The organism is Rhizobium sp. BK289 (assembly GCF_014193575.1).
GTDB classification, from domain to species: Bacteria; Pseudomonadota; Alphaproteobacteria; order Rhizobiales; family Rhizobiaceae; genus Rhizobium; species Rhizobium tropici_C.
Genome location: NZ_JACHZO010000003.1, coordinates 355,105 through 371,484 on the forward strand (window position 1 = coordinate 355,105; position 16,380 = coordinate 371,484).

Consider the following 16,380-nt stretch of genomic DNA (forward strand, 5'->3'; position numbering starts at 1 on the left):
AGCGATCAGCCCCACAGCGCCTTACGCACGCTCTCGGGCCATTCCTTGACGTCGAGACCGTGGGTGTGGAACAGCGCCAGCGCGATGCGCTCCAGGCCGAAACCGACGCAGGCCGTATGCACGACGCTGCCATCGGTGAAGTTCAAGCCCCACTTCGTGCCGAAGGCATCCTGGTGGTAGTTGAAGCTCATGCAGGCGGTCGGCTTGGCGGTCGAGGTGATCGGGATCAGCAGCTCGAACTTCAGGTTCTGGTCGCGCTGGTTGTTGGCGAGCATCTTGCCGGCCCGGCCGAAGAACGGATCGTTGGCGACATCTATGGTCACGTCGAGGCCGACGGCCTTCATCATCTCGACACCACGATCCATCCAGCTCTGGCGGAAATCCGTCACATGCTTTTCGCTGCCCATGCAGACATATTCGCGCATGCGGAAGAGCTGCTGGCGGGCCGGGTCCTTGGAGGGCTCGTGGCGGAAGCAATAGGACTGCAGGTCATAGAGCGCGCCGTCTTCCGGAATGGCGCCGCGCTTGGCAACGGTCGGATAGAGCGGATAGCAGGCGGCCGGCGTCAGCACGATATCGGTCGCCTGCTGGTCTTTCGTCCAGTCGTCGCCGACTTCCATGCACTTCAGCAGGCTCATGTGATCGAGTTCGTTGCCGCAGAAGCTGTGCACCGTGCCGGCGAGCTGCGGGAAGCTCTTCATGTAGCCGCTCTTTTCGAAGAAGGCGCGGTTCATGCCGGGCGGAAAACGGATGGCCTCGGCGCCATCGGCGCCGCCGAATTTGTCGATCAGCCGCTCAAAGGCGGAAATGACATCTTCGAACTGGCCGCTGCGGCCGTAGAGTCCATCAACGCCGGTGTCGATCAGGAGACCGGAATCGAAAAGGCGGTCGAGAAACGATGTTTGCATATCCATGACGGTTACCCCAACAGGCTGGTATCTTGTTTGTGGACGAGCAGCATGGTCGACGTATTGCCGAGAATGCGGTCATTCGAGATCATTAATTGCGCCGAGTGCGCGTCGCGCAGGTGGCGGCCGAGGCTGTAGGGCGTACCGTTCTTGTAGCCCATGATGCCGCAGATCAGCATCGCATGATTGATGATCGGCAGGATCATCTCCGACGATGCGATCTTGACGTTGTTCATCGCCACGGCGAAGGCCATCGACGACAGGCGGTCCGCGTCGAGTTTCGCCTCTTCATAGGCCTTCAGCCCGGCAACCACATTGGATTTCACCATCTGCAGCATGCTGGAGGCTTCGGCGAGACGCAGTGCGCCGGGCGGCGGTGCGCCGGGAGACTTGCGGGCAGCGGCACGAACAAAAGCCTGTGCACGGGAAACCGCATCAGCGGCGATGCCATACCACACACCGCTCCAGAGCAGGTGCGAACTGGCTAGCATCGATTGCGCGGCGATCTCGGCAAACGGCTTTGGCAGGATCTGCTTGGCCGGCGCCACGCCCTTGAATAGGAAACCGTCGGAGCAGGTACCGCGCATGCCGAGCGTGTTCCACTCGACCGTGCGCTTGATCTCGTATTGATCTCTAAGGAAACAGGTCAGCACCTGATCGGAAGACGCCGCCTCGGCATGGCTGCGCGAGGTAATCAGAATGGCGTCGGCATGGGCGCCGTATGAAATGACGGTCGCATCCTTTTCGAGGGTGCAGGTATCGCCTTCGACCTTGATGGCGCAGATGCTGTTGCGCAGATTGCCGCCGATCCCGCCCTCGGTCGTCGCCGAGGCAAGCAACAGCTGTTCCCTGGCGATGCGGCGCATGAAATCGCGGTGCCAGTCGCTATCGACGCCGTGCTCGACCAGGCTCGACAGCTTGATCTGATGCATGGCGAAGACCATGGCGCTGGCGGCGCAGGCCTGACCGAGGATCGAGCAGAGCTCGGCGATTTCGGTCATCGATGCGCCTTCACCGCCGAGATCGGCGGGGATCTGAATGGAGAGCAGCTTTTCAGCGCGCATCGCGTCGACAGCTTCACGTGGGAACCGGCCTTCGGCATCGACGGCATCGGCGTGTTGGCTGGCGATCGCTGCGACTCGGGCGGCACGTACCGCCGCTCCCTCGCCCGTCCCAACCTCAAGTAGAGCGACCGCCGCAGTCATCAGGCGACCTTTCTGCTGTCCAAGATCATGCCCACGGTTCTTTCGATCGCGGCGATGCTGGCGAAGGACTTGCGATTCAGCAGGTTGTCGGGAAATTCGATGTCGAAGGCTTCCTCGATGCCGAGCATCAACTGTACGGAAGCGAAAGAAGACAGGCCGGTCGCGTAAAGATCAGCATCATCTTCGATCTGATCGATAGTAACAGGAAGCGCACCGAACTTGGCCAGCAAATCGCGAATCGTCTTGTTCATAATCTAGTCCCTTCTGGCAATTGCAAGCATAACCGAAGTCATGCCGTCTTATCGTTCGCCAAGAAGTAACAGGTAAAATAGAACATTCCGCTAAGCGACGTGGTAAATACAAACGACTTATACTTCGTAGAAAATTGCTATATTCAACAATTTTCTGATTAAAATTTACCTTCCGTAAGCCATATAAATGATGACTTCCACGCAAATATTAAATTTACCTAATATTATGCCATGTCGATTTTTGGAAGAGCGAGGTCCCGAAGAGGGTTAACGCACCAAAATTCGCCACTACGTTTTATTCGAAAATCATCATCACAATCAGAGCGTCAGTCCAATATAAGATCGTAAGTATGCACTTTAGCTTTGCGGCGGATAGATATGCTCGCCGCCGCGATAGTCTGAAATCGAGTAGCAACCTTCACCCGTTTCACGGACGGAACGCTGGCCGATATCGGCTTTGCCGTAGCCACCGGGGATATCGAGAATGTAAGTGGGCTGGCAAAGGCCGGAAATACGGCCGCGCAGTGCCGCGACGATCGCTTGCCCCTCGGCAATCGTCAGGCGGAAATGGCTGGTTCCGGGCGCAAGGTCCGGATGATGCAGATAATAAGGCTTCACCCGCGTCTCCACGAAAGCCTTCATCAGCGCCGCGAGCACCTCCGGATCGTCGTTGACCCCCTTGAGAAGAACCGACTGGCTGATAAGCACGATGCCCGCATCGACCAGCCGGGCACAGGCGGCGCGCGCCTCCTCCGTCAGTTCTCGCGGATGATTGGCATGCAGCGCCACATAGATGGTCTTGCCGCTCGCCTTCAGCGCCGTAATCAGCGCCGCATCGACCTTCAGGGGATCGACGACCGGAATACGGGTGTGAAAGCGGACGATCTTCACGTGATCGATCTCGGCAAGCTGCCCGAGAATCTCTTCCAGCCGGCGCGGCGAAAGCACCAGCGGATCGCCGCCGGTCAGGATGACCTCCCAGATCTCCTGATGGTCGCGGATATAGGCAAAGGCGCCGTCCAGCGCCTCGCCATCCAGCGTGCCGAGCCCTTGGGGGCCGACCATCTCGCGGCGGAAACAGAAGCGGCAATAGACCGGGCAGACATGTACGGCCTTCAGCAGCACGCGATCCGGATAGCGATGCACAATGCCCTCGACCGGGCTATGCGCGTGATCGCCGATCGGATCAGCCCGCTCCTCCGGCATGACGCGCAATTCGGCAGCATCGGGCACGAACTGCCGAGCAATGGGATCGGCGGAGTTTGCGGGATCGATCAGCCGCGTCACGGTCGGCGTCAGGGCAACGGCATAGCGTTCCGCCACCGCTTCGAGCGCGACCGCCTGATCGGCATCGATCAGCCCGGCGCGCTCAAGCTCTCCGATGGTCCGGATCGGGCGCACCACATTCATGCGTCATACTCCGCCACCGGTGCCCACAGCACCTGCTCGATCCGTGAGGCGCCGGTTGCCAGCATCACGAGCCGGTCGAAACCCAACGCAATGCCGCTTGCGTCAGGCATGACGGCAAGCGCCTCCAGAAACTCCTCATCCAGCGGATAGGTCTCGCCATAGACGCGCTGCTTCTCCGCCATTTCGATCTCGAAGCGGCGGCGCTGCTCTTCGGCATTGGTCAGTTCGCCGAAGGCATTGGCAAGCTCGACGCCGCAGGCATAGAGCTCAAAACGCTCGGCGACACGATGATCCCTGGCCGATGGCCGCGCAAGCGCCGCTTCGGAAACGGGATATTCGTCAAGGATCGTGGCACGGCCGAAGCCCAGATTCGGCTCGATCTTCTCGACCAGCACACGGCTGAAGAGATCCTGCCACAGGTCGTCGTCGGCAACGCGGATGCCCGCCTGGCGCATATCCGCCGCCAGACGCTCGCGATCGGTCGATCCGTCAAGGCCGATGGAGGCAAAGAGATCGATGTCGGCATAGCGCTCGAAAGCAGCGGCCACGCTGATGCGCTCGGGCGGCAGGAACGGATCGGTTTCTGCGCCGCGATAGCTGAATTTCTTCGCCCCGACGGTCTCGGCCGCAAGCCCCAGGATTGCGGCGCAATCGGCCATCAGGACCTCATAGCTTTCGCCGGCCCGATACCATTCGAGCATGGTGAATTCCGGATGGTGCAGCGGCCCTCGCTCGCGATTGCGGTAGACATGGGCGAAGCAGGCAATGCGCTCCTCGCCCGCCGCAAGCAGTTTCTTGCAGGCGAATTCCGGCGAGGTGTGCAGATAAAGCGGCAGCGCCTTTCCGTCTGTCGTCAGCGCCTCCGTCTCGAAGGCGTGCAGATGCGCCTCGTTACCCGGCGATACCTGCAGTGTCGCCGTATCCACCTCGATGAAGTCGTTGCGGGCAAAGAAAATGCGCAATGCAGCCTGGATGGCATTGCGGCCAATGAGGAACGGCCGCCGGTCCGCATGGACATTGCGGGTCCACCAGGGGGACGCTTTGCTCGTCTTCGGCTTCATTCCTAGCTTTCTTCGTGGCACGAGCCACGCAAGGGGGTGGCAATTTCCATTGATTTAGGGTAGTTGCGCCCCCAAGCAAACAATTGCTGCGTCTCGGAGAGCATTTCGACAGTCCCTCTACGACGCAAAACGCAGCGTTACAAGGAAGTCTTATGGTCAAGGTCATCGCCTCTTCGGTCCGCAAGGGCAACGTTCTCGACGTCGACGGCAAGCTCTACGTCGTTCTCACCGCACAGAACTTTCATCCAGGCAAGGGCACTCCGGTCACCCAGGTCGACATGCGCCGCATCGTCGACGGCGTGAAGGTGTCCGAGCGCTGGCGCACCACCGAACAGGTCGAGCGCGCCTTCGTTGAAGACGTGAACTTCCAGTACCTCTATGAAGACGGCGAAGGCTTCCACTTCATGAACCCGGCCACCTACGACCAGGTCGTCGTCGATGCCGAAACCATGGGCGACCAGAAGGCCTATCTCCAGGAAGGCATGACCTGCATCCTGTCGATCCACGAAGGCGTTCCGCTGGCGCTCGAACTGCCGCGTCACGTCACGCTCGAGATCACCGAGACGGAACCGGTCGTCAAGGGCCAGACGGCATCGTCTTCCTACAAGCCGGCTATGCTGTCCAACGGCGTGCGCACCATGGTGCCGCCGCACATCAACGCCGGCACCCGCGTTGTCATCGCGACGGAAGACAATTCCTATGTCGAGCGCGCCAAGGACTGACCTCGGCCGCCCACATGCATGGAAAACGCCTCGTCCTGGTGACGGGGCGTTTTGCATTTCGGGTATATGGAGATCAAATCGAACTCGTAAAGGCGCGCGGCATCACGAATTCGCGTTATGGGGCACTGGCCTTTTTCTGATTCTTCTGCGCCGCGCTGACGGTTTCCGGCTGCGTATCGATCTCGATGCTATGCTCATGCGGCGCCAAGGTCTGCAAATGCAGGAGGCGCGGCGACATGGCCTGCATGAAGGCCTCGGAGCGGCCGATATAGATCAAGGTCGCATCCGGTAGTTCGGCCAGCAGGGCACAGGCCTTGGCCTGAACTTCAGCCTCCAGTCCTTCCAGGGCATCATCCAGGATGACCCATTTCGGCTTTGCCAGCAGCAGATGCGCAAAACCGATGGCCTTCTGTTCTTCCGTATCCAGCAATCGATCCCAGCGGGCCTGCGTGTCGAGGCGGCTCTTGAGGCGACCAAGACCCACCGTGTCCATGATGGCATTGACGGCGGCATCGTCATAAGCGTCGCGATCCTCGGGAAAGCAGATCGCTTCTCTCAACGTGCCGCTGGGAACGTAGGGCGTATGTGGCATGAACAGCATATCGTCCATCGGCGGCAAGCTCACAGTGCCGGAACCGCTGTACCACTGATGCGCCAGCACCTCGAACAGCAGCCTGCGGTTCACGCCGTGATCGCCGTTGATCATGACATGCTCGCCGGCATGGATGGTGACGGTGCCTTCGGCAATCGAGAAACCGTTTTCCGTGGCCTCGTCATTGGTTTTCGTGGAAACTTCCAGATCGGTCCATACCATCGTTCCAGGCGGCGCCTTATCGAAGACGAGCGTATGCGGCATCGGCGTCTTGTCGTCCATTTCCGTCAGCGCCTTGCGGAAATCGGTGACGCGCATCAGCGTCGCACGCCATTCGGCGATCGGGCCGAAATTGGCAACATACCAGCGCAATGCCGAATTGACCTGATTGAAGGCGCCAACGGCCACCATCAGCTGACCGAAGGTCAGACCGCCGGAGAAATAGGCGGGGGCGGCAACGAGGATCGGAATAATCAGCACCAGCCAGCCATAGCCTGCGGAGACCCAGGTCAGATTGGTATTGGCGATGGCAAGCTGGCGGATGACGCCAAGAACGGCTGATATATCGAGGTTGATCCGCCGCCGCTCGTTCTCCTCGCCACCGGCAATGGTGATCGCCGCCATGTGCTCGTTGGCATGCATGAGCGCAAAGCGCAGCTCGGCTTCCTTCGAATAGCGGTCCGCATTCAATCGCACCAGCCGGCGGCCGACGAACTGGCTGAGGAACGATGCCGATCCGGCATAGAGGATCGCGGCCCAGACCATGTAGCCGGGGATGGCAAAATTCATGCCGTTGACCTTGAACACCATGCCGCTGGACAGCTCCCAAAGCACGCCGATGAAGCTGAAGAGCAGGATCGTCGCCTGCACCAGACCGATGGCAAGCCCCGTCGTGCTTTCGGCGAGATTGCGGGCATCTTCATGCAGGCGCTGATCGGGATTGACGCCGATCAGCCCTGAGGAGGCGAGACGAAGCGCGCGCTTGGCCTGAAGCCACTGATTGACCAGATCGCGTGCCAGGCCTTCGCGCATATAGAGCGCGGTCATCTGGTTAAGCCAGGCCTGGACGACGTTGAGAACCAGAAGCGAGCCGGCGATGATGCCGAAGACGCCGAGCTGGTGGAAGAAGGCGGCGATATCGCGCCTTGCCAGCGAGTCGTAAAAGGGAGCGTTCCAGCTGTTGAGCAGCACCTGGACATAGGCCGTGACCACGATGATTGCGAAAAGCGCGACGACAAGAATAATGAGCTTGATGCGAACCGGCGAATTCCAGAACGCGGAAAACATCATCCTCAACCGAAAGAAGAGGCTCAAATCGTATCCGACCTGCTCGTTCCCCTGCACATTCGGCTTGGCTTGCGTTTCAACTGCCATCAGCACTCCCTGCGACCACATCCCGTCAGTTAACCATGACCCGCCCCCATGTCCATCCTTGCAATAGATCAGTGCGATCACGTTCCTATATACACGGTTTCGCGCCTTGAACCGAATTAGGTCAGCAATTAGCTTGCCGTTGAAAGATTGAGAAAGCCTTCCGATGCAATTTCAGGGAACGGCGGACTATATCGCCGACAAGGATCTGATGGTCGCCGTCAACGCCGCCATAAGGCTGGAGCGTCCGCTTCTGGTCAAGGGCGAACCCGGGACGGGCAAGACCGAACTCGCCCGTCAGGTGGCCGCAGCCCTTGGGCTCGATCTCATAGAGTGGAATGTCAAATCGACGACGAAGGCCCAGCAGGGCCTCTATGAATATGATGCGGTTTCGCGCCTGCGCGACAGCCAGTTGGGCGACATCAGAGTTCACGATGTCAGCAATTATATCCGCCGGGGCAAACTTTGGCAGGCCTTCACCTCGCCGATGAAGTGCGTGCTGCTGATCGACGAGATCGACAAGGCCGATATCGAATTCCCCAACGACCTGCTGCAGGAACTCGACCGCATGGAGTTCCACGTCTATGAGACCGGCGAGACCATCCAGGCCGCCGTCCGCCCGATCGTCATCATCACCTCGAACAACGAGAAGGAACTTCCGGACGCCTTTCTGCGCCGCTGCTTCTTCCATTATATCCGCTTTCCCGACATGGAGACGCTGACGCGCATCGTCGAGGTTCACTATCCCGGTATCAAGCAGACGCTCGTCCGCGCGGCGCTGACGCAGTTCTTCGAAATCCGCGACGTACCGGGGCTGAAGAAGAAGCCGTCCACCTCCGAAGCGCTCGATTGGATCCGCCTGCTGGTTGCCGACGATATCGATCCGGAAACATTGCGTGCCGATGCGAAGAACGCGCTACCGAAACTGCATGGCGCGCTTCTGAAGAACGAACAGGATGTGCATCTGTTCGAACGACTGGCCTTCATGGCGCGGGGGCAAGGGAAATGATTCAGCCGGATGCTGCGCTTTCTGCCCACAAAACTGCAGAAGCCTTCTCCGACAGACAACGGGGTTATCACCCGCCCTCGCCCTTCGAGGCTCCGGCTTTCAGCCTGCGCACCTCAGGTGAGGTCTGATCTCCTGTGTCTTGGCGCGGACCCCTCTCTGCCTCACCCTGAGGTGCCCTGGTCTTGAGCGTCAGCGTAAAGGCCAGAGCCTCGAAGGGAGAGGCGGCCCCTACACTTGGAGTTAGCCCATTGACCCGCGGAAATGTCAGGTCTATTGAATTTCCCTCGTGGTGATTTGGCCGGCCGGCTTGCAGCCACGTTAAATAAGTCGCTAAAGGGCCGCGTGCGGACCGGTAGCGATTCTTATCGCGGCCGGTTTTTTTGTATTTGGCGAGTGAAACAATGCCCATCAAGATTCCCGATACGCTGCCCGCGTTTGAGACCCTCCAGAGCGAGGGTGTGCGGGTGATGACCGAAACGGTGGCGTTCCGTCAGGATATCCGCCCCCTTCAGATCGGGCTGCTCAACCTCATGCCGAACAAGATCAAGACCGAGGTCCAGATGGCGCGCCTGGTCGGCGCATCGCCGCTGCAGGTAGAGTTTTCGCTGGTGCGCGTTGGCGGCCACAAGGCCAAGAACACCTCGCAGGAGCATCTGCTTGCTTTCTACGAGACGTGGGAAGAGGTGAAGCACCGCAAGTTCGACGGCTTCATCATAACCGGGGCGCCGATCGAGCTGCTGGAATATGAGGACGTCACCTACTGGAACGAGATGCAGGAGATCTTGGATTGGACGACCACCAATGTCCATTCGACGATGAACGTCTGCTGGGGCGCAATGGCGGCGATCTACCATTTCCACCAGGTGCCGAAATACACGCTGAAGGAAAAGGCGTTCGGCGTCTATCGCCACCAGAACCTGAAGCCCTCCTCGGTCTATCTTAACGGCTTCTCCGACGATTTCGCCATTCCGGTGTCCCGCTGGACGGAAGTGCGCCGCACAGACATCGAAAAAGTGCCTGGCCTGGAAATCCTGATGGACTCGAGCGAGATGGGCGTCTGTCTCGTGCACGAACAGGCTTGCAACCGGCTCTACATGTTCAATCACGTGGAGTATGATTCCACATCGCTGGCGGACGAGTATTTCCGGGATGTGAATGCGGGCGTGCCGATCAAGATGCCGCATAACTACTTCCCGCATAACGATCCCGAAATTCCCCCGCAAAACCGGTGGCGCAGCCACGCGCACCTGTTCTTCGGTAACTGGATCAACGAGATCTACCAGACCACGCCGTATGATCTGGAGGAGATCGGCCAGGAAAGGACTTGAGGCTTGTTCATTCCCTTCTTCCTGAAGCTGAAGGAAGCGAAGGTTCCGGTGACGCTCCGGGAGTTCCTGTCGCTGCTTGAAGGAATGGAAGAAGGGATTGCCGATTATGACGTCGAGGCCTTCTACTATCTGGCCCGCGCAACACTCATCAAGGACGAGCGCTTCATCGATCGCTTCGACCAGGTCTTCGCCGATTACTTTCGCGGCGTCGAGGTGATCGGCGGCAATGCCGATGGAGAAGCGGTGGAGCCGACCGCCCTTCCCGAGGAATGGTTGCGCAAACTTGCCGAGCGGCACCTGACCGAAGAGGAAAGACGGCAGATCGAGGCACTCGGCGGCTTCGACAAGCTGATGGAGACGCTGCGCGAGCGGCTGGCAGAACAGAAGGGCCGGCATCAGGGCGGCTCGAAATGGATCGGCACGGCGGGTACCTCGCCCTTCGGCGCCTACGGCTACAATCCGGAAGGCGTGCGCATCGGCCAGGAAACATCGCGCCATCGCCGCGCGGTAAAAGTCTGGGATCGGCGCGACTTCAGGAATCTCGACGACGGCGTCGAGCTTGGCACCCGCAACATCAAGGTAGCGCTAAAGCGCCTGCGCCGGTGGGTACGCGAGGGGGCGGCCGAGGAACTGGACCTCTCCGGCACCATCCGCTCTACCGCCGAGCATGGCTATCTCGACGTTCAGACACGGCCCGAACGCCGCAATGCCGTGAAGCTGCTGATGTTCTTCGATGTCGGCGGCTCGATGGACGACCATATCCGTGTCGTGGAGGAGCTCTTCTCCGCCGCCCGTGCGGAGTTCCGCCACATGGAGTATTTCTACTTCCACAACTGCCTCTACGAAGGCGTGTGGAAGGACAATCGCCGACGGCGCGTCGACATCACGGCGACGGCCGACTTGATCCGCACCTTCGGTCCCGATTACCGCGTCGTTTTCGTCGGCGACGCCTCTATGAGCCCCTACGAAATCACTCAACCAGGCGGCTCGGTTGAGCATTGGAACAAGGAGGCTGGCGAGACCTGGCTCGCCCGAATGACGGGCCATTTCCGCAAATGCATCTGGATCAACCCCGTGCCGGAAAGCTATTGGGGCCATACGACCTCGATCTCGATGATCCGCCGGCTGATGACCGATCGCATGTATCCCCTGACGCTCGGCGGATTGGAAAAGGCGACGCGGGAACTGTCGCGCTGACCGATTAGCCTGGGCTTACAATAGTCAAGCGCGCACTGTTCTGCTGCACTCTCGTGCCTGGCCCCTCACCCCAGCCCTCTGCTTACGGGGAGAGGGTTAGGATGAGGGCCGTTACAGAAACCGGCGCTCTGTCATAGGCATTGCATACTTCCGGTGCAGCGTAGCGTCTCGAAAGCCGGACGGAACCTTGATCCCCTTTAGCCTGCCCCTAAATTTCGCCCCTGACCGGTTGCGGATCGCGGCGAATGGGGGCAGGGTCTGGCCTCGCATTTCGATAGGGAGCGGATGAGCAGATATGACGGAAAGCACTTTGCAGCGGGAACATTTTGGGACGACGGCCGATGGAGAGACCGTCTATCGCGTCAAGATCGTGGGCGGCGGCCTGACGGCGCATATCATGTCCTGGGGCGCGGTCATCCAGGATCTGCGTCTTGATGGCCACGGGCCCTCGCTGCTGCTCGGCTTCGACGATTTTGCCGATTATCCCGCCCACTCCTCCTATTTCGGCGCCACGCCGGGACGCTGCGCCAATCGCATCGGCGCCGGTCGCTTCACGCTTGATGGTAAGCAGTACCAGCTGGAGCTCAACGAGAAGGGCGTCACCCATCTGCACGGCGGCAAGAACAATATCGCCAAGCGCAACTGGACCATCGTCGAGCACGACACAGACCGCGTTGTCCTGAAGATCGTCGATCCCGATGGCCGCGCCGGTTATCCCGGCAACTGCACGATCCAGGCGACCTACCGGGTCCATGGCAACGGCGAACTGTCGGTCACCTACGAATCGACCACCGACCAGCCGACGCTCGCCAATGTCTGCCAGCATGCCTATTTCAACCTTGACGGCCGCGAAGATGCCCTCGGCCACGACATCATGATCGCCGCCGATCACTACACGCCGACGGACGACAAGCAGGTGCCGACTGGCGAGATCCGCTCCGTGGAAGGCACGGTCTTCGATTTCCGCGAGATGGCGCCAATGAAGCGCTTCGAAGGAAGCGAGCAGGCGCTCTACGATCACAATTTCTGCCTCTCGCCCGAGCGCACCGCCAAGCGCTCCGTCGTGCTTGCCCGCAGCGTCAATTCCGGCGTCTCGCTTGAAGTTCGCACCACCGAGCCCGGCGTGCAGTTCTATACCGGCTTCAAGCTCAACGTGCCGGTTCCCGGCCATGACGGCCGCAAAATCGGCCCGTTTGCCGGTTTCTGCCTGGAAACGCAGGTCTGGCCCGACGCCATCAACCACGAAGGCTTTCCCAACGCCGTGCTCCGCCCGGGCGAGGTATTGCGGCAGGAAACGGATTACATCTTCACCAAGAACTAAGCTGGGAATGCCGGCTTTCCCAAATTTCGGCCGGGCGTCCAAAGCGCCCGGCCGATTCTTTTTTGCCTGCAGCCAGATTCATCTTGTGAATTGGTTCTAAATAGGTTCTATATGGCAGCCATGGATAGAACCAGTTTGATCACCGAACTGAACAATCGCGGCTTGAGCGACGAGACCGCGAGCGGACCGCTTTACAAGCGCTTGGCACAGGCACTGACCGGCCTTATCCAGGAAGGCCTGCTGAAACCGGGCACGGCACTGCCGGGCGAGCGCGATCTCGCCGGCGCCCTGCAGATCGGCCGCGTCACTGTGCGGACAGCCTATCGCGACCTGCTCACCTCAGGCGTCATCGAATCCCGTCACGGCAGCGGTACCTTCGTCTCGCAGCATGTGGAGCGCATCGAACAGCCGCTCTGGCGTCTCTCCTCCTTTTCCGCAGACATGCGCTCGCGCGGCCGCGAACCGGCAGCGCGCATCCTGTCCCGGACTGTCAGCGCGCCGGCGCCGGAAGAATCCTTCCTGCTCGGCCTCGGCCTAGACGAGCCCGTGCTGCGGCTCGACCGACTGCGCCTGGCGGATGGCCAGCCGCTTGCCATCGAGCGCGCCGTCGTTCCCGTCAAATTCCTTGGCGAAGACGCCATATCCGAAGGATCGCTCTATGATGCGCTGGCCGCCAAAGGTTTCAAGCCGGTGCGTGCCCAGCAGAGGCTGACGGCCGTGACGCTCGACCCGACATCCGCATCGATCCTGACCGTCAAGGCCGGGGCGCCGGCGCTGCTGATCGAACGCGTCTCCCGGCTCGCGGACCAGCGCGTCGTTGAATACACACGCTCGCACTATCGCGGCGATGCCTATGATTTTGTTGCTGAATTGAGAATTGGAGATGACCAATGAGCGAGACCCAATCCCTGATGCTGACGGAAGCCGGACAATCGCCGGAGGTGATCGCAACCCTGCTTGAAAAGGAAAAGCCCGCTTTTGCCGAGATCGCGAAGCTTTTCGCCTCAGGCCGTCCCTCGCTGATCACGACGGCGGCGCGCGGCTCTTCCGACCATGCCGCCACCTTCTTCAAGTATCTCTTCGAAATTTCCTGCGGCATCCCGGTCGCCTCCGTCGGCCCATCGATCGCCTCGGTCTATGGCGCACCTCTTCACCTGAAGGGCGGCATCCACTTCACAGTCTCACAATCCGGCGGCAGCCCGGATATCATCGCGCTGCAGGCGGCCGCCAAAAAGGGCGGTGCGACGACGATCGCCGTCGTCAACGTCACGGATAGCCCGCTTGCCAAGGAAGCCGATATCGTGCTCGGGCTCAATGCCGGCCCGGAAAAGAGCGTTGCGGCCACGAAATCCTTCATTGCCTCCGTCGCCGCGCTCGCTGGCGTCACCGCAGCGATTTCGCAGGATAAGACGCTATCTGCCGGCCTCGCAAAGCTGCCGGAAGCGCTTGCCGCAACCTCGGGTATCGACAGCAAGGCCGCGGAGGACGTGCTTTTCAACGCCTCCTCGCTCTATACCGGTGGCCGCGGCCCGGCCTTTGCCATCGCGCTCGAAGCGGCGTTGAAGGCCAAGGAAACCGCCGGCCTGCATGCGGAAGCCTTTTCGCTCGCCGAACTCATGCATGGCCCGATGCGCCTCGTGCAGCCGGGCTTCCCGATCGTGGCCTTCTCGCCCGACGATGCCGCCTTCGCCAACAATGCCCAGGCGCTCGAACGTCTGCAGAAGCTCGGCGCAACCGCCGTCTCCTTCTCGACCGCACCGCTTGCCGGCATCAACCTGCGCATGCCGACGACCGGCAACGGCCTGCTCGATCCGCTCGTCTCGCTGCTATGCTATTATCGCCTCGTCGAGTCCGTAACGCGGCGCAAGGGCTTTGACCCGGATAAGCCGGCTAACCTTCTCAAGGTAACGGAGACCATGTGATGGACTACAAGGTCTTTACCGGCGCCCGCATCTTCGATGGCGACCGTTTTCATGAAGACAGTGCGCTCGTCATCGGCAATGCCCGCATCCATGCCATCACCGGCATCAACGATGTGCCTGAGAACGCCGAAACGATCCAGCTGAAGGGTGGCGTGCTCTCTCCGGGCTTCATCGATGCACAGGTGAATGGCGGCGGCGGCCGTATGCTGAACGACGAGCCCTCGCCCGAATCCATGTTCATGATCGCCGCAGGACATCGCCCCTACGGTACGACATCGCTGCTGCCGACCCTCATTACCGATGTCGCAGCCGCGACCACGGCGGCGATCGAAGCGGCCGTCGAGGCCGTGAAGGCCAATCGCGGCGTTGCCGGCCTGCATCTCGAAGGTCCGCATCTGGCGCCTGCCCGCAAAGGCGCGCATCTCGCGGAGCTGATGCGTCCGGTCGAAGACAGCGACGTCCGGACCTTCATCCGCGCCCGTGAGGCGATCGGCACGCTGCTTGTCACGATCGCGGCCGAACAGGTGACGGAGCGGCAGGTGCAGGCACTCAGCGAAGGCGGCGTCATCGTCAGCATCGGCCACAGCGATTGCACGGCGGAAGCCGCCAATGCGCGGTTCGATGCCGGTGCGCGCGGAGTCACTCATCTTTTCAATGCCATGAGCCAGATGGGCCATCGTGCCCCCGGTCTCGTTGGGGCGGCGATCGATCATCCCGCCCCCTGGTGCGGCATCATCGCCGACGGTCATCACGTCGAGCCGATTGCACTCAGGGTCGCGCTGCGCGCCAAGCGCGGTGAGGGCCGCCTGTTTTTCGTCACCGACGCCATGTCGCTCGTCGGAACCGACCTTCCGAGCTTCACCCTGAACGGCCGCACGGTCTATCGCACCAAGGGCGGTTATTGCTCCAAGCTGACGCTCGACGACGGCACGCTGGCGGGCTCCGATGTCGATATGGCCTCCACCGTCCGCTATGGCGTCAATATTCTCGAGCTGCCGCTGGCTGAGGCCCTGCGCATGGCGACCTCCTATCCCGCCCGTTTCCTGCGGCTTGCTGATCGCGGCCATCTGGCGCCGGGAATGCGCGCCGACCTCGTTCACATCAACGACGGCATCGAAGTCACCGAAACCTGGATCTCCGGCGAGCCTTCGCGGTAGATCATTTCCAGGAAAGATGCGCAGCGAAATCTCGCCCCGAATGCGCAAAACAAAGAGTAGCACTCGAAAGGGAGGCTCGACATGAGCGCAGTCACGGACAGCTATTTCTCCGCCCTCGTCGGCCGGCTGGAAACCCTGCGTGAAACGCTGGCCGAGCCCATGTCCCAGGCTTCGGCCGCCATTTGCACGGCTGCACGCGCCGATCGCCGCGTCTATGTCTTCGGCACCGGCCATTCGCACATGCTGGCGGAAGAAGTGCATTATCGCGCCGGCGGTCTCGCCTTCACCATCCCCGTGCTTGTGGGATCTGCCATGCTGCATGAAGGCGCCGTCATCAGCTCGGTCTATGAGCGCACCGAAGGTCTCATCCGCCCGATTTTCGAGCGTTACGGCATGCAGCCGGGCGATGTGCTGATCATCGCCTCCAACTCCGGCGTCAACGCGGCGCCGCTCGAGGCCGCCGATTATGGCCGCGAGATCGGCGCGACAGTCATCGCCATCACATCGCTCGCCTATTCGGCCGCAATCGCCAATGGTCGCAGGAAGCTCGCCGATATCGCCGATATCGTGCTGGATAACGGTCTGCCGCCGGGCGACGCTATGGTCGAGCTGCCAGGTACCGCTCTGAAGGTCGGCCCGGCGTCGACGGCGGTCGGCGCCACCGTGCTGAACGCCATCTTCGCCGATGTCGCCGCCGAACTTTGCAAGGACGGCGATCCGCCGGTCTACCTCAGCGCCAACATGCCGGGCGCCAAAGAGACCAATCAGCGGCTCGTTAAGAAATACCGGCCGCGCAATCCGCATCTCTAAAGTAGTCAGCGGCTTTTCGCATTTAGAGCGTGATGCCGAAAAGCGTAGGCGGTTTCGGACGACATCACGCTCTACGTCTTTCATTCTAGCGCGGATTCAGGTTTTAGGTCGACTCG

The 16,380-nt window shown here is 60.7% G+C and carries 15 protein-coding genes and 1 riboswitch; of the genes, 9 read left to right on the forward strand and 6 right to left on the reverse strand.

Annotated features, from left to right (window positions below):
- Positions 1 to 5 precede the first annotated feature (5 nt).
- The 5 genes from FHT84_RS07895 to epmA all read right to left on the reverse strand — a co-directional run bounded on the left by FHT84_RS07895 (position 6) and on the right by epmA (position 4,835).
- Complete coding sequence (locus FHT84_RS07895; protein WP_113249626.1) at positions 6 to 914, reverse strand: amino acid--[acyl-carrier-protein] ligase; 909 nt, start codon at positions 912 to 914, stop codon at positions 6 to 8.
- A 5-nt stretch (positions 915 to 919) separates the two neighbouring features.
- Positions 920 to 2,113 (reverse strand): acyl-CoA dehydrogenase family protein, encoded by a 1,194-nt coding sequence (locus tag FHT84_RS07900; RefSeq protein WP_112341553.1) that lies wholly within the window; start codon positions 2,111 to 2,113, stop codon positions 920 to 922.
- The gene (locus FHT84_RS07905; protein ID WP_112341555.1) at positions 2,113 to 2,364 is read right to left on the reverse strand and encodes an acyl carrier protein; all 252 of its coding nucleotides are present in this window, start codon (positions 2,362 to 2,364) and stop codon (positions 2,113 to 2,115) included. The genes FHT84_RS07900 and FHT84_RS07905 overlap by 1 nt, the downstream gene beginning before the upstream one ends.
- 357 nt (positions 2,365 to 2,721) lie before the next feature.
- Positions 2,722 to 3,774 (reverse strand): lysine-2,3-aminomutase-like protein, encoded by a 1,053-nt coding sequence (locus FHT84_RS07910; protein WP_183761576.1) that lies wholly within the window; start codon positions 3,772 to 3,774, stop codon positions 2,722 to 2,724.
- On the reverse strand, positions 3,771 to 4,835 hold the full coding sequence (epmA, locus tag FHT84_RS07915) for an EF-P lysine aminoacylase EpmA (protein WP_113249624.1): 1,065 nt from the start codon (positions 4,833 to 4,835) through the stop codon (positions 3,771 to 3,773). Before epmA ends, FHT84_RS07910 begins: the two co-directional genes overlap by 4 nt.
- Positions 4,836 to 4,987: 152 nt before the next feature.
- On the opposite strand from epmA, the gene efp reads away from it, so the two are divergent.
- Positions 4,988 to 5,557 carry an elongation factor P gene (efp, locus tag FHT84_RS07920; RefSeq protein WP_069611558.1) on the forward strand — a complete coding sequence of 190 codons (570 nt, stop codon included), beginning with the start codon at positions 4,988 to 4,990 and terminating at the stop codon, positions 5,555 to 5,557.
- Between the two features lie 115 nt (positions 5,558 to 5,672).
- Here the strand turns inward: efp and FHT84_RS07925 are convergent, their stop codons facing one another.
- Positions 5,673 to 7,523 carry an ABC transporter ATP-binding protein/permease gene (locus FHT84_RS07925; protein ID WP_112341560.1) on the reverse strand — a complete coding sequence of 617 codons (1,851 nt, stop codon included), beginning with the start codon at positions 7,521 to 7,523 and terminating at the stop codon, positions 5,673 to 5,675.
- A gap of 163 nt (positions 7,524 to 7,686) precedes the next feature.
- On the opposite strand from FHT84_RS07925, the gene FHT84_RS07930 reads away from it, so the two are divergent.
- From FHT84_RS07930 to FHT84_RS07965, 8 genes are all read left to right on the forward strand, one after another.
- A complete protein-coding gene (locus FHT84_RS07930; protein ID WP_113249623.1) occupies positions 7,687 to 8,529 on the forward strand; it encodes a MoxR family ATPase in 843 nt (280 codons plus the stop codon).
- A gap of 276 nt (positions 8,530 to 8,805) precedes the next feature.
- A riboswitch (SAM riboswitch) is annotated at positions 8,806 to 8,883 on the forward strand.
- A 47-nt stretch (positions 8,884 to 8,930) separates the two neighbouring features.
- Positions 8,931 to 9,857, forward strand: coding sequence for a homoserine O-succinyltransferase (gene metA, locus FHT84_RS07935; protein ID WP_113249622.1), 927 nt, complete (start codon positions 8,931 to 8,933; stop codon positions 9,855 to 9,857).
- A 3-nt stretch (positions 9,858 to 9,860) separates the two neighbouring features.
- On the forward strand, positions 9,861 to 11,054 hold the full coding sequence (locus tag FHT84_RS07940; protein ID WP_183761578.1) for a VWA domain-containing protein: 1,194 nt from the start codon (positions 9,861 to 9,863) through the stop codon (positions 11,052 to 11,054).
- 295 nt (positions 11,055 to 11,349) lie between these two features.
- Positions 11,350 to 12,375 carry an aldose epimerase family protein gene (locus tag FHT84_RS07945; RefSeq protein ID WP_113249620.1) on the forward strand — a complete coding sequence of 342 codons (1,026 nt, stop codon included), beginning with the start codon at positions 11,350 to 11,352 and terminating at the stop codon, positions 12,373 to 12,375.
- 120 nt (positions 12,376 to 12,495) lie between these two features.
- A complete protein-coding gene (locus tag FHT84_RS07950; protein WP_112341733.1) occupies positions 12,496 to 13,269 on the forward strand; it encodes a GntR family transcriptional regulator in 774 nt (257 codons plus the stop codon).
- Positions 13,266 to 14,297, forward strand: coding sequence for an SIS domain-containing protein (locus tag FHT84_RS07955; protein ID WP_112341568.1), 1,032 nt, complete (start codon positions 13,266 to 13,268; stop codon positions 14,295 to 14,297). Before FHT84_RS07950 ends, FHT84_RS07955 begins: the two co-directional genes overlap by 4 nt.
- Entirely contained in the window at positions 14,297 to 15,454 is a 1,158-nt protein-coding gene (gene nagA, locus FHT84_RS07960) for an N-acetylglucosamine-6-phosphate deacetylase (RefSeq protein WP_113249619.1), read from the forward strand. The genes FHT84_RS07955 and nagA overlap by 1 nt, the downstream gene beginning before the upstream one ends.
- An 81-nt stretch (positions 15,455 to 15,535) precedes the next feature.
- Positions 15,536 to 16,264 carry an SIS domain-containing protein gene (locus FHT84_RS07965; RefSeq protein WP_113249618.1) on the forward strand — a complete coding sequence of 243 codons (729 nt, stop codon included), beginning with the start codon at positions 15,536 to 15,538 and terminating at the stop codon, positions 16,262 to 16,264.
- The last annotated feature ends 116 nt before the right edge of the window (positions 16,265 to 16,380 follow it).